The organism is Cryomorphaceae bacterium 1068 (assembly GCA_027214385.1).
In the GTDB taxonomy this organism is placed as follows: Bacteria; Bacteroidota; Bacteroidia; order Flavobacteriales_D; family Cryomorphaceae; genus JAKVAV01.
The window spans coordinates 195,636-221,297 of the sequence record JAPVXR010000001.1; the positions used below are offsets into that span (position 1 = coordinate 195,636).

16 protein-coding genes are annotated in these 25,662 nt (G+C 42.0%); 8 read left to right on the forward strand and 8 right to left on the reverse strand.

What is annotated here, in order from left to right:
- Position 1: 1 nt before the first annotated feature.
- The 5 genes from O3Q51_00820 (at position 2) to O3Q51_00840 (ending at position 5,861) form a co-directional block, all read left to right on the forward strand.
- Positions 2-994 carry a DNA-directed RNA polymerase subunit alpha gene (locus O3Q51_00820; GenBank protein ID MCZ4407332.1) on the forward strand — a complete coding sequence of 331 codons (993 nt, stop codon included), beginning with the start codon at positions 2-4 and terminating at the stop codon, positions 992-994.
- A 49-nt stretch (positions 995-1,043) separates the two neighbouring features.
- Positions 1,044-1,655, forward strand: coding sequence for a 50S ribosomal protein L17 (gene rplQ, locus O3Q51_00825; protein ID MCZ4407333.1), 612 nt, complete (start codon positions 1,044-1,046; stop codon positions 1,653-1,655).
- Between the two features lie 75 nt (positions 1,656-1,730).
- Complete coding sequence (carA, locus tag O3Q51_00830) at positions 1,731-2,852, forward strand: glutamine-hydrolyzing carbamoyl-phosphate synthase small subunit (protein MCZ4407334.1); 1,122 nt, start codon at positions 1,731-1,733, stop codon at positions 2,850-2,852.
- A gap of 10 nt (positions 2,853-2,862) precedes the next feature.
- A complete protein-coding gene (eno, locus tag O3Q51_00835) occupies positions 2,863-4,149 on the forward strand; it encodes a phosphopyruvate hydratase (protein MCZ4407335.1) in 1,287 nt (428 codons plus the stop codon).
- A 164-nt stretch (positions 4,150-4,313) separates the two neighbouring features.
- The gene (locus O3Q51_00840) at positions 4,314-5,861 is read left to right on the forward strand and encodes a hypothetical protein (protein MCZ4407336.1); all 1,548 of its coding nucleotides are present in this window, start codon (positions 4,314-4,316) and stop codon (positions 5,859-5,861) included.
- Between the two features lie 62 nt (positions 5,862-5,923).
- Here the strand turns inward: O3Q51_00840 and O3Q51_00845 are convergent, their stop codons facing one another.
- The 8 genes from O3Q51_00845 to O3Q51_00880 all read right to left on the reverse strand — a co-directional run bounded on the left by O3Q51_00845 (position 5,924) and on the right by O3Q51_00880 (position 23,259).
- Positions 5,924-7,882 carry an OmpA family protein gene (locus O3Q51_00845; GenBank protein MCZ4407337.1) on the reverse strand — a complete coding sequence of 653 codons (1,959 nt, stop codon included), beginning with the start codon at positions 7,880-7,882 and terminating at the stop codon, positions 5,924-5,926.
- Between the two features lie 3 nt (positions 7,883-7,885).
- On the reverse strand, positions 7,886-8,815 hold the full coding sequence (locus O3Q51_00850) for a type IX secretion system membrane protein PorP/SprF (protein MCZ4407338.1): 930 nt from the start codon (positions 8,813-8,815) through the stop codon (positions 7,886-7,888).
- 11 nt (positions 8,816-8,826) lie between these two features.
- Positions 8,827-17,085 carry a choice-of-anchor L domain-containing protein gene (locus O3Q51_00855; GenBank protein ID MCZ4407339.1) on the reverse strand — a complete coding sequence of 2,753 codons (8,259 nt, stop codon included), beginning with the start codon at positions 17,083-17,085 and terminating at the stop codon, positions 8,827-8,829.
- Between the two features lie 488 nt (positions 17,086-17,573).
- Complete coding sequence (rlmB, locus tag O3Q51_00860; protein ID MCZ4407340.1) at positions 17,574-18,317, reverse strand: 23S rRNA (guanosine(2251)-2'-O)-methyltransferase RlmB; 744 nt, start codon at positions 18,315-18,317, stop codon at positions 17,574-17,576.
- 6 nt (positions 18,318-18,323) lie between these two features.
- Entirely contained in the window at positions 18,324-19,595 is a 1,272-nt protein-coding gene (locus tag O3Q51_00865; GenBank protein ID MCZ4407341.1) for a GWxTD domain-containing protein, read from the reverse strand.
- A complete protein-coding gene (gene rmuC / locus O3Q51_00870; protein ID MCZ4407342.1) occupies positions 19,579-20,919 on the reverse strand; it encodes a DNA recombination protein RmuC in 1,341 nt (446 codons plus the stop codon). Before rmuC ends, O3Q51_00865 begins: the two co-directional genes overlap by 17 nt.
- A 15-nt stretch (positions 20,920-20,934) precedes the next feature.
- Entirely contained in the window at positions 20,935-21,549 is a 615-nt protein-coding gene (locus O3Q51_00875) for a L,D-transpeptidase (GenBank protein ID MCZ4407343.1), read from the reverse strand.
- Complete coding sequence (locus O3Q51_00880; GenBank protein ID MCZ4407344.1) at positions 21,550-23,259, reverse strand: BamA/TamA family outer membrane protein; 1,710 nt, start codon at positions 23,257-23,259, stop codon at positions 21,550-21,552. It abuts the gene before it with no gap.
- Positions 23,260-23,493: 234 nt separating this feature from the next.
- On the opposite strand from O3Q51_00880, the gene ytxJ reads away from it, so the two are divergent.
- From ytxJ to lipA, 3 genes are all read left to right on the forward strand, one after another.
- Positions 23,494-23,838, forward strand: a complete 345-nt coding sequence (gene ytxJ, locus O3Q51_00885; GenBank protein ID MCZ4407345.1) for a bacillithiol system redox-active protein YtxJ — start codon at positions 23,494-23,496, stop codon at positions 23,836-23,838.
- Between the two features lie 140 nt (positions 23,839-23,978).
- The gene (locus O3Q51_00890) at positions 23,979-24,755 is read left to right on the forward strand and encodes a hypothetical protein (protein MCZ4407346.1); all 777 of its coding nucleotides are present in this window, start codon (positions 23,979-23,981) and stop codon (positions 24,753-24,755) included.
- The gene (gene lipA, locus O3Q51_00895) at positions 24,755-25,624 is read left to right on the forward strand and encodes a lipoyl synthase (GenBank protein MCZ4407347.1); all 870 of its coding nucleotides are present in this window, start codon (positions 24,755-24,757) and stop codon (positions 25,622-25,624) included. The genes O3Q51_00890 and lipA overlap by 1 nt, the downstream gene beginning before the upstream one ends.
- Positions 25,625-25,662 lie beyond the last annotated feature (38 nt).

A 25,662-nucleotide genomic window follows, 5' to 3' on the forward strand; every position in this document is an offset into this window, starting at 1 on the left:
CATGGCCATTTTAGATTTTCAGAAACCCGATAAGGTCATCATGATCGAATCAGATAACAACGATGGAAAATTCGAATTCCGTCCGTTGGAACCTGGTTATGGGATTACAATAGGTAATGCACTTCGTCGTATTTTACTTTCATCTTTAGAAGGATTTGCAATCACTGCAATCAAAATCGAAGGGGTTGAACATGAATTTTCGACCATCACGGGAGTTGTTGAAGATGTTACTGAAATCGTACTAAACCTTAAGCAAGTGCGCTTCAAGCGCCAGATAGATGGAACAGATTCTGAGAAAGTCACTGTTTCTATAGGTGGTAGCGATGCATTTACTGCAGGTGATATCGGAAAGTTCACGACTGGATTTCAAGTATTGAACCCTGATTTAGTGATCTGCACTAAAGAAAAGTCTGTAAAGCTCGATATGGAAATCAGTATCGGAAAAGGTAGAGGATACCGTCCGTCTGAGGAAAATAAGGTGAGCAATGCACCTATCGGGACGATTTTCATTGACTCTATTTTTACTCCTATTCGCAAAGTGAACTACACAATAGAGAACTATCGTGTGGAGCAGAAAACGGATTATGAGAAATTGATCATGGATGTAATCACCGATGGTTCGATAACTCCAAAGGATGCTCTTCAAGAAGCTGCGAAAATTTTGATTCATCACTTCATGTTGTTCTCTGATGAGAAGATTACATTGGATAGTGAGCAAAAATCAGAGACTGAAGAGTTTGATGAAACTTCACTTCACATGCGTCAACTCCTAAAAACGAAGTTGGTAGACATGGATCTTTCTGTCAGAGCATTGAACTGTTTGAAGGCTGCTGATATAGAAAGTCTTGGTGATTTGGTTTCATTTAACAAAAATGATTTGTTGAAATTCAGAAACTTCGGTAAGAAGTCTTTGACGGAGCTGGAAGATTTAATTGAGTCTAAAGGTCTTTCTTTCGGAATGAATGTTTCGAAGTACAAATTAGATAAAGAGTAAAAATTAACGTCCAGTTAAGGCTTGTCTTTAGCTGACAATATGAACAATAATGAGACACGGCAAAAGAAATAACGCACTAGGCCGCAAGACCGCCCATAGAAAGTCAATGTTGGAAAATATGGCTTGCTCTTTAATAGAGCACAAGCGTATTACTACAACTGTAGCTAAGGCCAAAGAATTGCGAAAGTTTGTTGAGCCAATCATCACACGCTCTAAAGCGGATTCTACTCACAATCGTCGCGAAGCATTCAAGAATCTTCAAAGCAAGAATGCGGTTACTGAACTTTTTCGGGAAGTAGCGCCTAAAGTAGCTCAGCGAGAAGGTGGTTACACCCGAATCATTAAATTAGGTACCCGATTGGGAGATTCAGCTGAAATGGCAATGATTGAGCTAGTAGACTTTAACGAGTTGATGCTAAAAGAGTCTAAGACGAAGACGCGTAGAAGCCGTCGTGGAGGTAAGAAGAAGGATACTGAAGCTTCCACTGCTTCTACTTCGGAAGAGACTGCTAAAGTTGAAGAACCAAAAGCTGAAGCCGCACCTGCTGCTGAAGTGAAGGAAGAATCTGCTCCCGCTCAGGAAGCAAAAGAAGAGCCTAAAGCTGAGAAAGCTGATGAGCCAAAGAAAGATGAGAACGAAGAAGAAGATAAGAAAGACTGATTCTTTGATATATACTATTACGATAAAAGGGATAATGTAACTTTGCATTATCCCTTTTTTATTATCTGAATTTAAATGAAGACACTACCAGAACATCCAGCCGTCCTTCTTCTCCAAGACGGTACGGTTTTCCACGGTTTGGCCGCAGGAAAAATTGGCACTACTACAGGAGAAATTGCCTTTAATACAGGTATGACAGGTTATCAAGAGATCTTTACAGATCCTTCCTACTATGGTCAGATTATTGTGATGGCTACAGCTCATATAGGTAACTATGGCACCACTGCGGAAGAGGTAGAGTCAGACGGCATTAAAATAGCAGGACTGGTAACCAAGCGTTTCTCAGCCAATTTCAGTAGAGTTGGAGCAGATATGTCACTTCAAGATTACTTTGAGCGTGATGGAAAAGTAGGAATCAGAGACGTTGATACAAGAGCACTCATAAGACATATCCGCAATAAAGGAGCAATGAATGCCATCATATCCTCTGAGGAGACGGATATAAGTAAACTGGAAAAACTTCTTTCAGAGGTTCCTACTATGGAGGGCTTAGAGTTGAGCTCCAAAGTTTCTTGCAAAGAGGCTTTTGAACTTGGAAGTTCTGAAGGAGTTCACAAGGTTGCCGTGTTGGATTTAGGTACCAAGAAGAATATTCTTAGATGTTTGATAGATGAGGGGTGCAACCTCAGGGTTTTCCCTATGGAAACTACTCTTTCTGAAATGGAAGCTTGGGCTCCTGATGCATACATGATTTCTAATGGCCCGGGTGATCCGGCTGCTATGAAAGACTCCATAGATTTGGTGGGATCAATCATTGACTTAGGTAAACCTGTTTTTGGTATTTGCCTCGGACATCAAGTAATCGCTTTGAGTCAAGGAGTAAAGACTGAGAAGATGTTTAATGGCCATCGTGGAATAAACCATCCCGTTAAAAACCTAATTACAGGAAAATCAGAAATTACTTCTCAGAATCACGGCTTTGTGGTAAATCGGGAGTCAATTGAATCAATGAATGATATCGATGTGACTCATGTACACTTGAATGACAATACAATAGCCGGTCTCGCCTTGAAATCCAAACCTGTTTTCAGTGTACAATACCACCCTGAAGCTTCACCAGGACCTCATGATTCGCGTTATCTCTTCAAAGATTTCGTAGGAAGAATTAAAGAATCTAAGAAAACCCTTACCACATAAACCAATCACAATGACTTACATTGCAAAATTAGTAGCACGAGAAATCCTTGATTCAAGAGGTAACCCCACGGTAGAAGTTGATGTAATCACAGACAACGGAGTCATGGGAAGAGCGGCGGTGCCATCAGGTGCATCCACGGGAGTTCACGAAGCAGTAGAACTTCGCGATGATGACAAAAACAGGTATCTGGGTAAAGGTGTTACCAGAGCAGTTCATAACATCAACAATTTGCTGAATGAAGAGCTGAACGGAGCTTACATTTTTGAGCAGAACTTGATCGATCGCGCTATGATTAGCATCGATGGAACCGACAATAAATCTATTTTAGGTGCAAATGCCATTTTAGGAGTTTCATTGGCTGTAGCCAAAGCAGCAGCTCAAGAATCAAATCAGTCTTTATTCCGATATATCGGGGGTGTGAACGCCAATACGCTTCCCGTGCCCATGATGAACATTGTGAATGGAGGTTCTCATGCCGATAATAACGTAGATGTTCAGGAATTCATGGTTATGCCATTTGGAGGAGCTACATTTTCAGAAGCGTTGAGAATGGGGGTGGAAGTGTTCCATCATCTCAAGTCAGTTTTGAAAGAAATGGGAATGTCTACCAATGTTGGAGATGAGGGTGGTTTTGCACCGAATCTTAAAAGCAATGAAGAGGCTCTTCAGGTAATTATGAAGGCAATTGAAAAAGCCGGATACGTACCGGGAAAAGATGTTTATATCGCTTTGGATGTCGCTTCGTCAGAGTTTTACGACAAGGAGACCAAAACGTATAACTTGGCTTCCTCGGGTGAAAAGTTGACTTCATCAGATATGACTGCTATGTTGGCAGAATGGTGCGAAAAGTACCCTATTGTGAGCATCGAAGATGGACTAGATGAGGATGATTGGACAGGTTGGAAAGAAATGACTGACAAACTTGGACACAAGGTTCAACTTGTCGGCGATGATCTTTTTGTGACGAATACAACTAGACTTCAACGTGGAATCAATGAAGGAATAGCAAACTCAATTTTGATCAAGGTAAATCAAATTGGTAGCTTGACTGAAACTATTGATGCGGTGAATTTAGCCAAAGTAAATAGCTATACATCGGTGATGAGCCATCGCTCAGGAGAAACGGAAGATACCACTATAGCTGATTTGGCAGTAGCACTGAACACAGGTCAAATTAAGACGGGAAGTGCATCTAGAAGTGATCGTATTGCAAAGTATAATCAACTCTTACGTATTGAGGAGGAGTTGGGTAAAATGGCTTATTTCCCAGGGAAAGAGTTCAAATTCCTGAAATAGGATTTTTAGGATTTCAATAATTGCTCAAAGCCCGCTATTTAGCGGGCTTTGTTCATTCATGTCCCTTTATTGGATTCTTAAACTCTATTTTTGGTAGGGAGATTTCCAATTGTTTTGTATTATTTGCGATTGCAGAGATTGAATGCGAAAAACATTGAATTCCCATGAAACCTTCTACAGAACTTTTTGACCTCGTAAAATCGCTTACCAAATCAGAAAAGAGATTTTTTAAGCTTTCATCTTCCCTACAATCGGGAGAGAAAAATTACCTGAAAATCTTCGACGTTATCGATCGTCAGAAATCTTACGACGAAGATGCCATTAAAGAGCAATTTAAAGAGGAGACATTCATCAAGCACTTTCCATCCGAAAAAAATCATCTCTATAAGTTGATTTTAAAGAGCTTGAGATCTTATCATTCTGATAATTCCGTTAGTAGTATTCTGAAGCAAGAAATAAAGAACATTGAGATATTGTATCGCAAGGCACTTTTTAAAGAGTGCAATAAGTTTTTGGCCAGAGCTAAAAAGATCGCTATCGAAAGGGAGAAGTTCTATTACTGGTTTGAACTTTTAAGTTGGGAGAAGCTTCTTCTAGAAGAAGCATATGAAGCCGGTGAGTTTACAACAGACCTGGATGCTTTGATAAAGGAAGAGCAGGAAGTAATCGAGAAGCTAAGGAACTTGGCAGCCTACCATGTTTTATACAGTAAGATTAACTATGTCTTCAGAAGTGGGGGCTATGTCCGTAATGATAAAGACAGAGCGCTGGTAGAGGAGATTTCTCACCACCCTCTAATCATCGGTCGTAATACTGCATTGAGCTACAGAGCAGCTACTATTTGCTATTACATTCAAGGTTTCTGTGCTACCGCAAACGTTGATAAAGAGTCAGCTTACGTCAAATTTATGCGGGTGAAAGAGATTTTAGATAGTAAGCCCCTCGTCCGAGACGATCTGCCCAAGAGATACATTCTTACATTGAGTAATCTGCTGAGGATTCAAATCGATACAGGTAGGATTGATGAAGCTCTGGATATGATCCAAATGATGCGCAAAATTTCAAAAAAGTCAGCCTTCTCTTCAGAAGATATTGCTTTACGAGTTTTTAAATCTACCTATCTGGCTGAGATGCGCATTTATGAGAAAAAAGGAGAATATGAGAACGGCGTCAACAACATTGACACTATAGTGCAAGGGCTGGATCAGAGTGAAGGTAGAATGAATAAGGAACAGGAGCTTCTGTTCTTAAATACTATTTCTACTGTCTATTTCGGAGCAGGTCGATACAAGGAATCTTTGCAGTGGTTAAATCGTGTCTTGAATGATAACGAACCAAATTTGAGACAAGATATTTACAGTTATGCTCGGCTCTTCAATTTGGTAGTTCATTTTGAGCTTGGAAATTACGATTTGCTCGAGTACATTATCAAATCCACCACTCGATACCTTAGTAAACGACAGCGGGATCACGAACTGGAGGTGGTCATTCTGAATTACATGAAACGGTTGATTCGAGGTACTCAGAATGCTGATCTACGAGATATCTTTGTTGAATTCAAGGAAGAGCTATCCGAGCAACTTAGTCGTCAAAATGATGAGATCATTTTGGATTATTTCAATTTTATCATTTGGATAGATAGCAAGATAAAGGGAATTCCTTTTCATCAAGCTACTAAGGAACAATATGAACGGAGCTTAGTACAAGCATAAAAAAGGTCGCTCAAAGAGCGACCTTTTTTTTAGTAAACTGAATTTTAACAGTAAACTGAGTTTTAACTTTCTTTTTTCTCCAACACAATGAATTCACTGCGTCGATTCTCTTGATGTTCTGCCTCAGAGCATTCCACACCGTCAATGCATTTATTCACGGGTTGGCTTTCACCAAACCCTTTGCTACTTAAGTTCGCTTTTGAAACACCTTTTTTAACCAGGTAGTTGACTACTGATTGGGCGCGTCTGTTTGATAGATTCATATTGTAAGAGTCTCCACCTCTTGCGTCTGCATGAGATTGAATCTCAATTTTTACCGTCGGGTTGTCCTTCAGGAGCTTTGCCAATTTATCCAAAGAAGGTTGAGCGCTGGCACTGATATCGGACTTGTCGTAATCGTAGTAGATTTCTCCGATTTCATAAACCTTAGCGGCAGTTGCTGACCCATCCTTTGGATTACCGCTCCCTGTTCCTTGTTCACTAGCTACTATTTCATCAATTTCGAATGATAGTGTAATGTCTTTTTCGATTCTGCTTCTATCAGTTTCAAACTCTTCAGAAAGCGTGAAATATCCTGGTTTTTCACCAACTACCTTATATTTCTTCTCAGGAAGCAAGCTAAATCTGAAGTTTCCTGTTTTGTCTGTTGTGTATATGGCTGTATCTCCGTCAGTAAGATTTACGAGAGTAATTGTTACTTCATCGATTGGAAGGTTATCAGCCTTTTTCTTTGCAATTCCCTTTAAGACGAAGATGGCCGGTATTCTTACATATTCGTAGATCATATCTATGCCAGAACGATTTGAAGATACGTAACCCGTTGTGTCGTCTTCGTTAACCAAAATCGCGAAGTCATCTCTACTTGAGTTTAGTGGATAAGCCAAATTGATAGGGCTAGACCACACACCTGCTATTTGCTCGGAAATGAAAACATCCAAACCTCCAAGTGTTCTGTGTCCTTCACTTGAAAAGTAAAGTTTACCAGCTTTATCGCTGTATGGAAACACTTCATTTCCTGGAGTATTAATTGAAGAACCCAGATTTACGGGTTGTGACCAAGAGCTTCCGTCATAAGAGGATTTGTACAAATCAGATCCTCCATAGCCACCAGGCATATCACTTGAGAAATATAGTGTGCTTCCGTCCGATGAAAGGGAAGGATGACCTATGCTGTAATCCACATTGTTAAATGGAAGTTTGGTAGGCTCTGTCCATTCACCATCTTCTTTTTTACTCATATAAAGAAAGAATTGGTTTTCGTTATTTTCATTCAATAGCCTTTTTTTCTCGTTTCTCATCGCACTTCTGGTGTAGATGATCATATCTTGCTCCTTATTAAAAGTAGCAGAGCCATCATGAAATGGACCATTCAGGTTATTTCCGAATGCTTCAGGGATTTCCCAATTTCCATCAGCATCTTTCTCTACATAGAAAATGTCGAGGAATGAATATCCTGTCCATGGGTTAGCAGATTTAGCGCTGATTATTTCCGTTTCTCCCGAGAAAATAATTCCATTTCCGTATTTCGTGGGACCATACATCGATACCAAGAAGTCCAAAGGTAAATCTGTTAAAATATATGCCGAAGTATCTTCTTTCAGCTTATTAATACCATCAATAGAGGCCAGAAGATCGGTTGCGAGTACGTCTGTTGGATTCTCTTTTAAATAGCTTTGTAAGTAGCTCTTAGCCTCTTCGTACTTCGTGTTTTTCATTAGAGTTTGAGCAAAGTGAAGTTGCTCATCAACAGGTAAGCCAACTGAATCAGCCACCTCTTGATAATACTTCTCAGCTGCTATCGAATTATTCTGAAGTCGATGTGCATTAGCAAGCTTCAACTTTAAGTCTGTGTTCTCCGGTTGTCCATTCAAAGCTTTTTCATATTTCTCGACTGCTCGAGAATAACTGAGGTTGTCAACGGCTTTATCCCCCGATTTAATGAGGGCATTAGAACAAGCAGATAGAAGTGCTACAACAGCGATAGCCACAGCAACATTTTTAAGGGAGAGAGAATTTTTCATCTTTTAAAAGTATCGAGGAGATTTTGTTTTAATAGGGTCTCGGCCAAATTTGTAACTTAACATGAACTCATGGGAACCTGAACTATAGTCGCCTATAGCGGTAGTGGTAAAGTCATATGCGTAACCGATTCTCAAATCGTTTCCGATGTTATATTCCAATAATCCAATTACAGCATCTCCCGTACGGTATGATGCTCCAATCCAAAACGTATTTCTGATCAATAGGTTACAATTTATATCTGCTTGAACAGGTGATCCATTTAAGTAGCGAAGTAGAAATGACGGTTTCACGGCAAAATCAGCATTGACATTCCAAACATACCCGGCAGTGAGGTATGTGTGTGGGTCAAAATACCTGTCGCCTTGATCATTGATGTTAAACCGAACGTTATCATCAGCAGCGTATATAGTGGGAACACTCAATCCTGCGTACCAATATTTGCTGTAGTAGTATACTCCTGCACCGAATTTCGGAACGAAAGCATTACTCACATTTTCGTTGAAAACGGGGTCTCCATCTTCGAAAACATAAGTTTCAGACAACCTAGAGGAATAGTCCGAAAAACCTGCTCTAATTCCGAAGCTCAGTTTGTTTTTACCTTCGGCATCCAACCACAAGTGATAGCTCCAGTTAGCAAATACTTCTGTTTGTCTGGTATCACCGATTTGATCGTTGATAAAGGTTAGTCCGAGGCCCATGGTTTCATCGGCAATTGGACCGTCGATACCAAAAGTTTGGGTCGTAGGTGCTCCATCCAAACCTGCCCATTGCGCCCGATAGAGAGCAGTGGCCTCCGCGTAGGGGTGTGATCCGCTATATGCAGGGTTGATGAATAAGCCATTAAACATGTATTGGCTTATCAATAGTTCCTGCTGAGCATACGAGTAGATGCCCGAAAACAGAAATACTGCGATGAATAATATCTTCTTCATTACTGAAATTTTTATCGCCTTAGTTCAAGGTAGCCTTTCAAATTATCTATTCCACTTAGCTCAACGATCACGAAATATGTTCCCTCCGGAAGTTCTTCACCACTCTCGTTGGTTCCGACCCAAGGAGCCACATTTTGATAGTTGTCTTCTTCGTATACAATGTTTCCCCATCGGTTGAAAACGATCAGCTTATTTTCGGGAAAGTCTTCAAGACCTCGCACTACTAAACCATCATTAAAACCATCACCATTTGGTGAAATACCATTTGGTAATTCTATTGGGACAGGTTGGATCAACTCTATGGAATCTACCGCTGTGCATTGGTTGGCATCTGTAATGGTAACAAAGTACCATCCCGCTTCTAATCCACCTTGATCTCCAAGACCTGAAGAGGTATAACCATTCGGTCCAACATAATCGATCAAATAAGGTGACGAACCTCCTATGATATCAGGCTCTCTTATGATTCCATCACCGGACTCAAAACCTGTAAGATTGAAACCATTCGAATAAACTACGGCTTCAAGTTCTTCAATTTCTAAAAGATCCGGTTCTGTGAGAACATAACTTTCAGTCACGGAGCACCCATTCGCGTCAACAGCAGTTAAGGTGTAAGTACCTTCGACAATATTCATGATGAAATCGCCAACTTCCGTGAAGTCATCAGGCCCTGTCCATGCAAAATCAATAGGCTCTTCTCCCGAGATAACCGAAATCTCGATTGCTCCATTCGAATCGCCAAAACAAGCTGGTGAAGTCAGAGAAGCAGAAACTTCCAAATTGTTTGTAACGGTTAAGTCAAAGGAAGCTGTCGATTCACATCCATTACCATCGGTAACTAGAAGATCGTAAACTCCCGGGCCAATTGCCACTAAATCCTGGCTAGTATCACCCGTGTTCCAGAGATACTCATAAGCAGGAGTACCGCCTGAAACGGAAACATCGATGATTCCAGTTAGTGTTTCACAAATAGGACTGGTGAGGTCTGCAGTAATTACTATTGGTGATAGATTGGCCAGATTTTGAGCTCCACTTACTGAGCATCCGTTAGCATCCGTCAAAGCAAAAGTATAAGTCCCTGCAGGTAAGTCAGAAATGGTGAACTCAGATGATGTGAAATCATTTGGTCCTATCCATTGGATATTAATATTCGGACTTCCACCTGAGAAAGATACCGAGAGACTTCCGTTCAAACTATCTGCACAAAGTACTTCTGAAATAACTTCCAGCTCAGCAGTAAGTGATTCAGCTGGTTCCGTTAATGAAATGTTGATGGTTTGTACGCAACTATTTGCGTCAAGGATTACCAAGGTGTAATCACCTGCCATTAGATTTTCAATGTTTTGATCAGAGGAAACAAAACCATCAGGCCCATTCCAGTTGAATTCATAGGGTTCCGTGCCACCGGTAACCACAGTCGAAATGCTTCCGTCATCTAATCCTGTGCAACTAATATTGTCACCTGAAGGGAAAGATGATGCCGTAATAGTTCCTTGTAGTGGCTCTGCGGGCTCTGTCAAAGTTATGCTCGCCTCTGCGAAGCATCCGTTTCCGTCTGTAACGATTAAATCATAAGTACCGGCAAATAGGTCTTGAAGGTCTTGATCTTCCGATGTGAACGCGTTCGGGCCACTCCAACTAAAGGTTAGACCATTTTCACCTCCTACGATAGTGGCAGTGATTGATCCGGTGTTGGCACCAGAACAGCTCACCTCAAATCCTCCGCCAAAAACAGGTGATTCTAAGTCAATTGCAATTGGGGTTGGTTGCGTCAAGGTTACCGAAGCTGATTGTACACATCCATTGGCGTCTGTGGTAGTCACTGTGTACGTTCCTGCGCACAGGTCGGTGAGATCTTCAGTATCGGCACTAAATCCGGGAGGTCCTGTCCAAGCAATAGTAATGGGCGCTGTTCCACCTGTAATACTTAAGTCGATGCTTCCATCGCAGATATCACCACATGAAGTATTGAAACCATTTGGATACTCAAATACGTCGAAGGTATATTCAATACCAGGCGCTTCCGTTAGGGTAATGCATTCGGTTTCGGCGCATCCATTCACATCGGTTATCGTTAAGCAGTATTCTCCTGCAAATAGATTAATTGGATTTTCGTCACTAGATGCGTAGCCGTTAGGCCCCGTCCAGCTATAGTCATACTCAGCGGTTCCACCGGAAATTGTGCTGGTTATTTCTCCTGTGTTATCCCCGAAACAGCCAATGTTGAATCCATCCGTTTCAGGACTTGTGAGACCTATAGAAATTATGAGTGGTTGGAAAATGTCGACACAAAAGATATCCGTACACCCATTTGCATCGGTTATTGTTGCGCAATACGTGCCCGCAGCCAATCCACTTATGGTTGCCCCCATTGCTGTGAAGCCTGCAGGCCCTGTCCATTCAATCTCATATACAGGAACACCTCCTGAAACAGTTATCGTCACTTCACCTTCAGTTCCGGCATCACACAAAACATCGGTTGATTCAAAAGTCGCGTCAATAGCAGTAGCCTCAGTCAGCGTTATGCAGTCATTGGCTTCACAGCCAAGTTCATCAACTACAGAAACGCAGTATTCGCCAGCCTCGAGATTCGATAAATCTTCGTCAGTAGAGACAAAACCATTCGGACCAGTCCAGTTTATTGTGACAATTCCATTTGCATTGAAAAGGGTTAAATCGATGGACCCCGTACTTTCTCCATTACATGCAATATTTACACCCCCGGGAAGGATGGGAGTATCGAACCCGATCAGTAAAGATTCCGGTAGGGTGATAACGATGGTTTCTTCAATCAAGCAATTATTGGCATCGGTGATGATTACATCATATTCACCATTGTCTAACGAGATGACCTCTGTGTCTCCACCATTGCTCCAATTGATAGTATATGGAGGTACACTACCTGAAATCTGGAGGTCTACTTCGGCCAATGTTCCATCTCCACAATCGGGCAGATTAATAATGGGATCTATTGCCAAAGGCGTTGGCTCTTCGATATCAACACAGCCGTTAAAAAGACAACCGTTGTCATCGATTAAATCCAAGCAATAAGTTCCCGGTCCTAAATTGGTAATCTCTTCCGCTGATGATGTGAATCCATCAGGGCCTGTCCAACTTAAGGCGTATGGAGCTGTGCCCCCGAAAATATTTGTAGAGATAACTCCATTAGCATCACCTGCACAAGCTATTTCAAATCCACCTTCGAAAGAAGAGGTAGTGAATGTGACTCCTATCTCTTCCGGTTCAGATACACCGAAACACGCATCACCTTCGCAACCATTCGCATCAATCACTTGCACGCAATAGGTCCCGGGCTCCAGATCAGTGATGTCTTCATCGATAGAAGTATATCCATTGGGTCCTGTCCAAGTAATATCGAATGGAGCACTTCCGGTAATGATATTGATGCTGATAGAGCCATTGTTGCCTCCAAAGCAATCTACACCAGTAGTTTCATCCAAGTCGATTTGTACTCCATCGGGAGCTATCAATTCTATACATTCCGTTTCGTTACAACCGTTTGCATCAGTTACTGTAAGGCAGTATTCTCCTTCTGTGAGTAGCGCAATATCCTCATCAGTAGATGTAAACCCATTTGGGCCCAGCCAAAGAAGGCTCAGAGGCGCAGTGCCTCCTGATACAGTCGCGTCAATCGACCCATCTTCTGCACCTGCACACGACAAATTCAATCCATTTGCATACTCAAAAGCGTCAAGTGCAATTGAAATTGCATCGGGCTCCGTAAGTATGATGCATTCGCTTTGGCTGCAATTGTTGTCGTCGGTTACTGTCACACAATATTCGCCAGCGACAAGATTGAAGAGATCTTCATCAGAAGATGTAAATCCGTTAGGTCCTGTCCAGCTTATTGTTATGGGAGTGGTTCCTCCTTCAAATATCAAGTTAATTGATCCATCGGATCCGCCTTGGCAGGAAATATTATTTCCATTGATTGTTTCAGCGATCAGAGCTATTTCCAGTTCAGGTGGCTGCACGAGCAAAACCGTCTCAACGGTAGTACAGCCGTCGTCATCTTCGACGAAAACGCTGTACTCTCCCGCTTCGAGATCCTCAATAGGATTGTCGAAGACAGGCCCATATCCGTTTGGTCCGATCCAAACAAATGAGAATGGAGCAACCCCATTTACAGGGATGGCTTCTGCTGATCCATCTTCCGCATCAAAGCAGCTGATGTTAAATTCATTCAGGTATTCGCTCAATACGAAATCAACCATTAGTGTATCGGGAGCTACAATCTCAATAAACTCATTTTGTACACAGCCATTGTCATCAATTAACACAGCCTCATATATACCGGGACCGAGATTGATGACATCTTCTTGGTTAGAAAAATTAGGGTCACCCGCAGTATTCCACTGATAGCTGTAAGGTTCTGTTCCTCCTGAAGGAGTGGTATAAATTTCGCCATCAAGACTGTTGAAACAAGTCGTGTTGAATCCATTGTAATCCGACAGGGAGTCAACTGTAATCACGAGGTCGTCAGGCTGAATTACCGTAACGGCATCGAGATAAATACATCCATTGGCATCTGCTATGGTGACTAAGTAGACACCACCTTCCAAGTCGGTAAAACTAGTGCCCGTTCCTGTAAATCCACCTGGTCCTGTCCAATCAGCAGTATAAGCAGGAACACCTCCTGATATGGTGATGTCAAGGGTACCTGTAGGAATACCAAAGCAAAGACTTGGGGTTGAAGTTGATTCTATGCTGATAGGTGTTGGAGCTGTTAGGGTAATTTCATCTGTGGCTTCACATCCGTTTGCATCTGTTACGGTAACAGAATATGTTCCTGGTCCGAGATCAGTAAGGTCTTCATCAGTTGATGTCTCAAGCCCCGGCAAGTTCCAAAGAACATCGTATGGTGGCGACCCACCGGTAAGAGTTAAGTCAATGGTCGCGGTGCTGTCATCAGCGCAAGCGACATTAAATCCACCGCCGAATACCGAAGGTGTTAGATCTAAAGCTAATCCCTCAGTAGGACCGCCGATTGTCACGGGAACAACTACCGGAGTAGCACACCCATTGTCATCCGTAACCGTTACCGAGTATGTTCCTGCCACCAAGCCTGTGGCTGTAGAAGTCTGTTGTGATGCGGGGTCATCCCATTGGTAGCTGTAAGAGCCGCTACCACCTGTGGCGGTAACTGTAGCTGCTCCTGAGCCGTCACCAAAGCAAAGTACATCAGTTTGCGAAGTGATTTCGGCATCGAGTGGCTGATCAGGTTCTGTAATTGTGATTTCAAAATCTATTATACAACCGTTAGCATCTTCTATCGAAGCCGTGTAGGTGCCAGCCAATAAATTAATGACGGTTGGTCCTGTTTGGTTTGCCGGATCGTCCCAAGTGATGACGTAATCTGCTGTTCCTCCTGAGATATTGATAGTAACTGCGCCTGTTGCATCTCCGTTGCAGAGTACATTCTGGACAGAAACTAGCTCAACTTGAAGCGGCGTAGGTTCTATCAGTTCAAAAGTCTCAGCGATTGTACATCCCTGGAAATCTGTAACTGTTACGGTATAAGATCCTTCTTCGAGATTTTCAATTAGCGGACCAGTAGATGGTGGAACCGTATTCCATTGGAATGAGTAAGGAGCGGTGCTACCGATGGCTTCAACTTCTATGCTTCCATCCGCAAAACCTGAACAAGACGGAGAGATGAGTTCAACTAAATTGATTTCGAGCGCTGAAGGTTCAGTTAGTTCATAAGTCGCATCGGTCGTGCAACCGAAATCGTCAGTCACAGTCACTGTGTAGCTTCCGGGTGAAAGGTTGTTTATACTCGAGCCTGATTGAACGGGGTCAGTATTCCATGAGTAAGTGTAAGGTGCTGTTCCTCCTGTAGCATTTACTGAAATACTCCCATTATCAAATCCATTACACGTTGGATTAACCAATAAGAGAAGATCGATTTCCAACACAGCTGGTTCCAAAATATTAAATGGAAGTTCAAGTGTACATCCGTTATCGTCCGTTACTACAAGGGTGTAACTTCCTACTCCTAAATCAGAGATGGATGGTTCGTCATCCCCTGGTTGAGCGCTCCACTCGTAAATGTAGGGAGGCGTTCCGCCACTAATAGTTGCTGTGGCTGATCCATCTGAAAATCCATTGCAGGATGCATTTGTTGCAGCGATGCTACCCTCGAGTGCTGTTACGGGTTCTGTAATCTCAATTTCTGTAGTTCCTTGGCATCCATTAATATCAGTAATCGATGCGGTGTAGAATCCGGCAGTTAAATTTACAGCAGTTGCTCCAAATTGAGGTGGTACGGTGTTCCAGACTATCGTGTAAGGTCCGACTCCACCTATAGGGGAAATTGTTACCTCTCCTGTAGCTTCGCCAGTACACAATACATCTGTTCTGTCTTCAAGTCCGGCCGTTATCGGGTCAGGAGCTAACAAGGTTATGGTTCCTGTTTGGGTACAGTCGTTGTCGTCTGTAACGGTGACTTCATAAGTGCCAGATACCAAATTGACAGCTGTCTGTGATGTTTGGGCCGCTCCGTCATTCCATAAATAGCTATACGGCGGAGTACCACCCGATGGTATTACCGTGGCTTGGCCGTCATTTGCTTCAAAGCAAGATACATTGAAACCACCTTGGAATACTGAGCTGGTAAGCTCCAACTCTATTGCAGGTACTTCTGTTATTTCTACAGATAGGTCTCCGGTGCACCCGTCACGGTCGGTCACTAATACGGCATAAACGCCCGGGGCAAGGTCAGAAAGATCTTCATCATTTGATGAAAATCCATTCGGTCCTACCCATTCAATTTCATAAGGGCTTTCTCCTCCTGAAATGGACAAATCAATACTCCCGTTATCATCTCCCGTACAATCAATATTGATGGATGTTGCCGAAAGCTGAACGTCGCTTACTCGTATTTCAGCCAAAGCCGTAGATTGGCATGCCGCTGCTGTAACGGTTAGGAGATAATCAATGTCGAGAAGTGGGCTAGTGGTAGGTTCCTTGATGCTGGGGTCATCCAAATAATCTGTCGGACTCCAGTTAAAATTGGCATTGTCATCTGCATCAACTGAAAAGGTCAACGAGTTTCCTAGGCAAACAAATGCCAAGGGAGGATCTATAGAGACATTTATCGAGTCGTTGATAAATACGCGGATACTATCTTGGACAGTGCCTGCACAATTAGGGTTTCCAACGAATATGTCTATAAATTCCTCTCCCTCTATGATTCCGTCATCAAAAGGAATGATATCGATCGATACGGATGCCTGATTTGCGGGAATAGTGATGGTTTTGGGGACGGCCGGATCAGGATCATCTCCAATTTGCTCATAGTCCATCCCGTTGGTTGCTGTTCCGTCCACGAAGAAAGTCACCACTTCATCTTGATCCGTTACAGGTGTTCGAGTGAATGTAACCGTACCGTTATTGCAACCTTCAATGGTCGATTCCAAATTGCCTTCATTGCTTTGGCTGAGAGCAATACTGTTGCTTTCGATCGCCTCGATCAAAACAGCTGAATCCCATTCGGGATCCGCGACATCGGCAATAACTAATTTGATGGAAAAAGTATCACAGGGTGTTACCTGTCTGACTGCTGAAAGTCCCGTAGTCCAAGCATCGTATTGAAGCGGTGCGGTAAGTCCTAAAGGGTTAGGTACATAGAATTCAGGATTAGAAGGTGGCACTCCTATGTCAGGGTTTCCATTGTTGATGGTGTTTATTCCTACGGAAGTGCTTGTTCCGGGAAGTACTGCGATGTTTTCTAATCCGCCTAATCCGGGATCGCCAATGATACCGGGGCCGCTGATAAAAAATCCGAAGAAATCGTTGAAAGGAGTTCCTACGTACTCATCATACTCTTCACTGGCAAAGGTAAAGTTGAAGCGAAGGCTATCACCGACAGGAACTACATCAAATTCAAGAATACAGGCATCGAAGCTACTGTTTCCTGTGATTGTCGTGATCAAAGGATCTCCCGGAGTTCCGTTTATCGTAGTAGAAGCTTCCGTATTATTCGGACCTAAGAGATTTTCGATACTTCCTGTAGTAAGGATTATTCCCTCTCCTTCGGGGAAATCGGGAATGCCTGTAATTGAATACGTTCCTGATGCGCTGTCTGCACATACCAGCTGAGGGTTCAGTATTTGAACTCCGTTTCCCGCTATCGCCTGACTCAATTCCGAAGCAGGAACATTGTATTCCAGATCAATTTGAGCAATCGATTGGGTAGGGATGAGAAGTATGGCAAGAGCAAGAAAGGCTGCTGATAGAAGCTTCATTTGGGTGATTTTGAATGCGGCTTTCATTGACAAAAAGATTCTAGTTCTATTGCTTTAATGGTATGAATAGATTCAATCTTATCGGAAGAGAATGAGCTCTGTAAGGATGTTTTTAACTCATCTTCGATTTGGTGCACTCTTTTAGGGTAATCTGCAGAAACCGCTACGATGACTGAGTTTCTGGAACTGCAAGCAGAGCGGAGTTGAAAAGGGGATTCACTAAAGATCCCTGAATCCACATCTCTTTCTGAATCAATGGATTGCTCAAACGTAACCTCAAAGTACCTGTAGTAGGTTGTTGCTTCTTGAGCGTATGAAAAAGACGAAAGGATAAAAAAGCCGAGTAAAAGAAAAACGGTCGACTTGCAAGTTTTCAGGGGAGAGAACATAGTCAAGGTGTGTGATTACTTGATAAAATTAGAATTCCATGTAAGCTTATTTGGGCGCACTCATGGAAGTTATAAAGAATCACAGTTCAATAACCTCGCTCAACTCATTGATCTCTGACGCAAGGTTTCGAATAAAATGATACCAGTAGCAGTCGAAACATTCAATGAAGAAGTACGCCCTTTAAGTGCAATACGGATTTGATCCGTAGAGGTTGCCAAATTCTCGATTTGGATTCCACTTTCCTCAGATCCCATTACCAAAGCTGATGGTGTAGTAAGATCAGCGTCAGTATAGGTGAGTTCTGCTTTTTCGTGACAAGCAATAATTCGGAGACCGCTGGATTTTAAGAAATTGAGCGTTTCGGTAAGATTCATTGATCTGCAAATGGGGATTTGAAGAAGCGCTCCCGCTGAGGTCTTTATGGCATCAGGTCCGATTTGTGCGGAGCCTTTTGTTGGAACAACGACGGCATGAACCCCTGCGCATTCGGCGGTTCGGCAGATAGCTCCGAAATTCCTGACATCAGTAACTCCGTCCAATACAAGTATAAGTGGTGTTTCACCTTTTTCGTAAAGATCAGGAAGCAACCATTCAATGTTCTGGTATTCGATCGGAGAGATGAATGCGATCATTCCCTGGTGGTTCTTTCCAGTTATCCGGTCCAGTTTCGCTTTTGGTACATACTGAATGGGGACTTCTGCTTTTCGCAGACCGTTCACTACATCATATCCGGCATCTCCTTTAAGCCCTTTTTGAACAAGAACTTTTTCAATGGGTTTCCCCTCATTCAAAGCTTCAGAAATGGGATGAATACCGTAAGCAATAAATTCCTTGTTTTTCATAGTGATCTAGTATACCTGACCATTGCGCCAAGATTCGATGGATCTGTACCAAGATGGTTTGTAATAATCTTCTCTGCTGAGCCGATAATCGTTTTCAGTAAAGGGATTGTCAACTTTAATAAATCGAAAAGTAATGGAGAGAGGATTTCGTTCCTCACCGTAAATCCAGGTTTCCAATTGACCTGTTTTGTATATTTTGTTTGGCTCTCCATAAATTATGTAGACTAATCCCCGATCTGACATCCAACCCTCGAGATGCGAGGAGAAAAACTTATTAGCAATCTCCACTCTCCCGTAGTAGGTTTTGATATTCTTTCTTGCGCGATTCCGATCTCCTGCCCAATCGACCCAATACTTTTCCATTTCAACCTTTAGGGCGGGAGCCTCCAAAAGGCTTTTGTATTCTTTTCCACTCACTAAATAGCGAAAAGGCTCAACCATATTTTGGACTTTCTGGACTTCGGGAAACTCTTCTGAAGAAACGAAAAGTGTAAAACCTTCTTTTACCGTGGTATCCAAACGGAAATGATAGAATCCTTCCTGATCTGAAATAAAATTGAATTGACCTGAATCCGCAGTCAATACAAATTGATCATCGGGATTGTAATCGAATGGCTTTGGGTCATAGTAAGCAAAAGGAGGTGGTGGCAGTGGAAACGATCGATTGTAATAGTTGACATAGATGACCTCGGTATCCAGTATTTCGTAGTCTAGTATGTAGTTGGTTTTGTTCTTTATCCTATCTGTAAAGATCGGAGTGGATAATCCTTTTTCAAATAAAAGGAAGTTTTCGCGGTTGTTCGGTCCATACTTTTCGGTAAGAATTAGCTCTTCTGAGCTTTTGTTACTTGATTCATCCCGCATGGTCACGCTTAAGCTGTAGTTATTGCCTTCGGGTAAGTAAATGGTTGTGCTGATCAAAGCCGTTTCTCCTTTTTTCTGCTTTGGTATTGGAGGAACAGAAACGGTCTTTTTCTGTGGCCGGAGGGTTGTTTCTGCTTTACCTGGAATCGGTTCAATTTCCACAATTACTGATGCTTCATATTCTTCATCTGATCTCACATAAAGCATGTTTTCCGTGTCAAATTTGATGAATACGGTAGTGGAATCTGAGCTTTTATGAAAAAGTTTAACCTCGGGTTGGATTTTCAATTTGGCTTCGCCGTAAGAGGTGGGTACTTCTTCTGAAGACACTTCATTTGTCGATGAGCATGCGTGAAATAGAGAGCCAATCAGCACGATACCTAGAATTCCTAATAGTCTATGCGTCCTCACCATCAGCGATTAGATTACTACTCAATTTTTTGTTTGCTCGCACTCCGAGCTCTTCCAATTGTTTAGCCTGACTCACTAAGGATCCTCGGCCGTCTCGAAGTTTTTTCATGGCGTCATTATATGTCGCCGATGTACGATCGATTTGCAGTCCGATTTTTTCAAAATCTTCTGCGAAGCCCACAAACTTCTCAAATAAAAGTTTTCCGCGTTCTGCAATTTCCAGGGCATTTCTGTTTTGGTACTCGTGCTTCCAAGTCGTTGATATGATCTTGAGCGATGCAATTAAAGTCGTTGGGCTTACCATCACTATGCCTCGATCATAGGCTTCGTTGAAGAGACTGTGGTCTGCCTGTAGAGCAGTTAAGTAAGCAGGCTCAATAGGGACAAACATCAAAATAAAGTCTAGATTTTTGCCCGATGCAAACTCTTGGTATTTCTTTTCAGATAGTCCCTTGATGTGATTTTTTAGAGAAATCAGATGATTTTTCAAGTGCCTTTCTTTGACTTTAGGATCCTCTTCAGTGACAAAATCTTCGTAGGCCTTCAATGATACTTTACTATCGACTATCACCCATTTGTCATCTGGTAATTTGATCATTACGTCGGGTTGAAAGCGCCTTCCCTCATCAGAGGAGAAACTTTTTTGAAGGAAGTATTCCTCGTCTTTTCTGAGGCCTGAGCCTTCCAAAATACTTTCAAGAATCATTTCCCCCCAGTTACCCTGTACCTTGGTGTCATTGCGCAGAGCCTTTGTAAGGTTCTCAGCCTCTTCGGTCATTTTGGCGCTCATCTCTCGCAAAGTTCTAAGTTCGGTTTTGAGTCCCGATGTTTCTTTTATGCTGTCCTTGTGGGTTTCATCTACTTTTTTCTCAAATGAGACGAGTCTTTCTTTGAGTGGGCTAAGCAATTGATCAATAGACTCCTTACTCTTTCTGGAAAAACTTTCTGTTTTTTCTTCGAAAATCTGATTTGCAATAAGCTTAAAATCCTTTGTGAATTTTTCCTGCATTGTTTGAATGTCGGCTCTTTGCTCATCAATTTGCTTTTCGACATTCGATTTTTCACTCTCCAATCTGGAGATCAGAACCAGTGCTCTTTCTTTTTCATCTCTAAGTCGCTCTAAAGACATGCCGACTTCTCTGCTCGACTGTTTCAACTCTTCGTTTTTTTCCGTTTCGGCCAATAATCTGGCCTTGTGCTCTTCAAGTTCCTTGAGAATTTGTGGAGAGTTATCTTTTCTTTTTGCGAGATGAAGCCCGGTAAAAACTCCTATAGCCAAGGCGAAAACGACCAATGTTGATATCAATAGAAGGGTTTCTGCACCCATTCACTCAGTTGTTTTTTAGTTGTTCAAGATTACCACAAAGGTACCAACTTCTATTCGTTCGAATAGATCAATAACATCAGCATTCTTCATTCTGATGCACCCCTTGCTGGCAGGCTTTCCGATGAGTCCTTCCTCGTGAGTGCCGTGAATGAATATTCCTCTACTGTATGAATCTACATCTCCACCACGATTTATCCCTTCTTCTTGCCCGCTTAAGTGCAAGACTCTTGAGGTGATAAGGTCTAGGTTAGTGGACTTGGCTTGCAAAACCGGCTCGGCTTTTTCGCCCGTGGGAACTTTTTGTTTAATAATGCCAAAAGGTTCTACTTCTTCTCCGACTTTTTCTACAACTTGGTGCAAGCCTTGCGGTGTTTTGAAACTACCCATTTCGTTGCCCAATCCTTTCTTTGCAGTTGAAACTTTATACTCAGCTACGATCTCATTGTTTTCTACCAGAAATAATTTTTGCTTTTTGACCGCCACGTAAATAAACGAATCAAACTCCTTGTCAGAATACTTGATGGAAAGATATTCCATTAAAAAATTCAGCATGCTATTACTTGTTGCTTCCGCATTAAAGTTTAGCGAAAGCACGGAGAGTATGAGCAATATGGCAAAAGGTCTTTTCATTTAGAAGAAGCTGATAAAACCAAAGTGAATTTTTCCACCTCTGAAAGAAACGTCGTTATCAAATTGTCTTCCTAAAGCATAGGTCAATGAGAATACTCCTGCATTGGTCTCAAAATTCACACCTGCGCCAAAGCCAAACGGAGTATCTGATAATTTTTCTTCCGTTGATTCATCTTCATAGTAAGCCTGATCGAAAAATACGAAAAGGTTTGAATTCTGTTCAAGGATGAATCGATACTCAATCGTTCCTATGGCAAAAGATGAAGCAAAAATGGCTTGTTCATCGAATCCTCGAAGAGTCTTCAATCCACCAATTCTATAGATTTCATTTCTAAACATATTCTCATTCAGGAACATTCCACCTTGCATACGGAAGTGAAGGGCACTTCGTTTAAACAGAGGTAAAAAATAGCCGGCGTCCAGGTTGAAGTTATAGATGTCACTTTTTTGATTTGCTTCTCCTTCCACTTGTGATGTTATCTCTTTCTGACCGGTTGCCGCGGTGGTTTCTAAGTAGTATCCGTTCCTAGGGTTGAATCGATAATCCAGATCTGAGACATAGGCACCTATTCCGAATAGATTTGTTTGAGAATCCGCAAGGTCAGGAGATACAAAATCACTGTTGCCAATGACATTGGCTCCTTGGTTTTCATAAAACACCTTAACCCTCTTATCACCCGGGAAGTAATATTCTAACCCGACATTCAATCTGTTTTGACTAAAGGTCGTATCGCGCCTATAAAGATTGAATTTGAAATCTATACCAAGTGGAGTGTTGAATAGAAAGGGGTACTTGAATTGAATGTCAAGTTGACTCGTTTGTGTTTGTAGTCGTTGCCATTGCAATTTTATGGTTTCGCCCCTCTTTAAGGCATTCATTAAGTTGAGCTTCACATCTCCCGTAAATAGAATGTCTCCTGTTACAGGATCGGGTAAGACCCCCAGGATCCCGTCAAAGTTACTTGCCTTACGGGGTTTGAGATAGAGGTAAATGTCTGCTACTCCTGGTCTCATTCCTACCTCATAGGGTTTGATGGTTTGTATAAACTGAATCTCTTTTAAGCGAGTTGGAATATTTCGGAGATCACTTTGGTTATAAGGCCGGCCCTTTTTAAACCCGATGAAGTTTTCAATGTATCTTCTATTCGTGCTCAATTCACCTTTAATGATCAGACTGTCAATTTCTACAAAATCTCCTTTCTGATAATTCAAGGTGGCTTTAATTTGATCTTTATCAATTTGAACGCTGTCAAGATAAACTTGAGCGAATGGATAGCCGCTGTTTTCGGCCTGGTCTAAAAGCTTTTTGAATAGTCGCTGGATCTGTTTTGTGTTGAGCGATTCTTGGAAGTAGAGTTCTTCACGAAATCCAATTATCGAGAGTGTTTCCTCAGGAATATTCCCACTGTTTAATAAGGCCCATTTGAATTTTGGTCCTGTGTAAATTTGAACTTCTACGGTATCTGAACGAAAGGGCGCAATGCTATCTATTCCTGCTGTTAGGAATCCTGCTGCTTGGAATTTATCCGTCACTGATTTTAGTTGAATCAGTGCTGTTAGTGAATCAGTGACGTCATTTAAGTAAAGAGGGGGTTCAAATGCTTCGACTATTGTATCGTAATTCAGAGCCAGAACTTTCTGGCCGCGAACTCCTGTCGCCGACGCTACTAAAGCCAATACTGCCGCACAAATTTTTATGGTATAGTTCAAGTTCAGGTATTGAATTTGCTTCCTTCCATTGATGACTTATTCAAATTTAAACGGTTTTTGTACGTTTAATTATATTTGTACCAACGAGATCTCTAGAATGAAGAAAGCAAGTATAGTACTATCCGTCCTTTTTGTCATGGCAATTGTGTTAAGCTCTTGTCGTACGCAAAAGCAAGCGTGTGCAGCTTACAGTAAAGTAGAGCAACCAAAACAGTCTCAAGATACGCCTGGTTAATGGCTTTTTGGAGTCTAGTTGAAAGTGAAGATTCATTGCATGAATTGTTAGAATCTTCCGTTGTTAAGCCTGTGTTAATTCTAAAGCACAGCTATAGGTGTGCTCTCAGCTCAATGGCTAAGAGTCGAATCGAGAAGAATGAAGATTCTAGACTTGAATACCATCTAATAGATGTAGTGAAAGATCGCGAAATTAGCAATCGCCTATCTGACCTGTTCTCTGTCAGCCATGAATCACCTCAGGCATTTCTGGTCAAAGATTCCAAGCTCATTGAGGTTAAATCTCATTTGGCTATTAAGCCACATGGATTCAGTGTGCTACTTGATTCCTTTGCAGGTCAGTGATTAAGGTCTTATTTTTAGGGAAGTACCAACTCACTTTGTATTTAATACATGCTGCAAAAGCAATTTAAAATTTCAATGTCCACCAATCACAGACCTCAAACAGAACAGAATCACTTTTAGTATTGTTACTTTTACAATTGATGCAATCCTTTCTTAAGAAAATATCGTTTCTCATTTTGGTTGTGCCTGGGTTTAACTATTCGTTTGCTCAGACGGGTGAGGCAACCATATTTGATGAAGCAGTTGTATTGTACGATAGATCGGTGTATGGAGGTGCGATACTTCATACCAACGGATGGGGTGCTCACATAACTTTTACTAAGAATAAGGGTGCCTTTAAATCACGTCTTTTACAATTTGATGTAGTGGGCATGAAGCACCCGAAAGAAGTGAAAAGCTTTAATCCTTATTATGACGACAGTCGCAGTTACATCTATGGCAAGCTGAATAATTTTTTTATCCTCAGGCCTACTATAGGCAAGAAATACCTGAAGTTTGACAAGATCCGAAAATCGGGAGTGGCTATTGGATACAATTGGCGAGTAGGACCTTCTTTAGGGTTTACCAAACCAGTTTATTTGGAGATTGGAATTCCGGGCGAAGGAGGGCAATTTAATTACGTAGACGTAATTGTAGAAAAATACGACCCGGAAAAGCATAAGCCTGAAGATATTTTTGGAAGAGCCAGCGGTTTAAGAGGGTTTAGTGAACTACGGCTAAATCCCGGTGTGCATGGTGCTTTCGGTCTCAACTTTGAATATGATCCCGAAAGAGAGGGAATCAAAGGAATTGAGGTAGGTGCTACAATTGATTTTTATCCACTTGAGGAAATAGATATTATGGCATTTGCTGATAACAAAGCGCTGTTTTTTAACTTTTACGTGGCATTGCAATTTGGTGCAAAATTTAATAAGTAATGGAGGCTTTAGCAGAGGAAAAAAGAGAAAGGGTAAAGAAGCCTAAATGGCTCAGGGTAAAGTTGCCCACAGGAGCAGAATATAAGCAAGTACGCGAGATTGTCGAAGAGCATAAGCTACACACCATTTGCGAAAGCGGAAATTGTCCCAATATGGGAGAATGCTGGGGTGCCGGTACAGCTACATTTATGATTCTCGGAAATGTCTGCACGCGCTCTTGTGGCTTTTGTGCAGTTGATACGGGAAGACCTGAGGCTGTGGATACCTTCGAGCCCGGAAGAGTTGCGCGCTCTGTGAAACTGATGGGGGTGAAGCACTGTGTAATCACTTCGGTAGATCGTGATGATCTTCCTGATGGAGGAAGCCTCATATGGGCCCAAACCGTAAGAGCCATTAGAAATCAATCTCCTGAGACGACATTAGAAACGTTGATCCCTGATTTCATGGGGAAATGGGAGAATTTACAAAACATTATAGACGTTGCTCCCGAAATCGTTTCTCACAATTTGGAAACCGTCCGCAGACTTACGAAGCAGGTCCGTATTCAGGCAAAGTATGATCGAAGTTTGGAGGTGTTGAGGAGACTTAAGCGCGGTGGGATGAAAACCAAATCAGGTGTCATGTTAGGTCTTGGTGAAACTGAGACGGAGGTGATCGAAACAATGGAGGATTTACGAAGCGTTGGAACAGATATTTTGACACTAGGGCAGTATCTGCAGCCCACTAGAAAACACTTACCCGTTGCCGAATTTATAACCCCTGAAAAATTTGCGGAGTACAAACAATTAGGTCTAGAAATGGGTTATAAATTTGTTGAGAGTGGTCCTTTAGTAAGATCCTCTTATCATGCCGAAAAGCACTTGTTTTGATTCGTAAAGAAATCAAGAATAGTTGAAATTCTAAATTA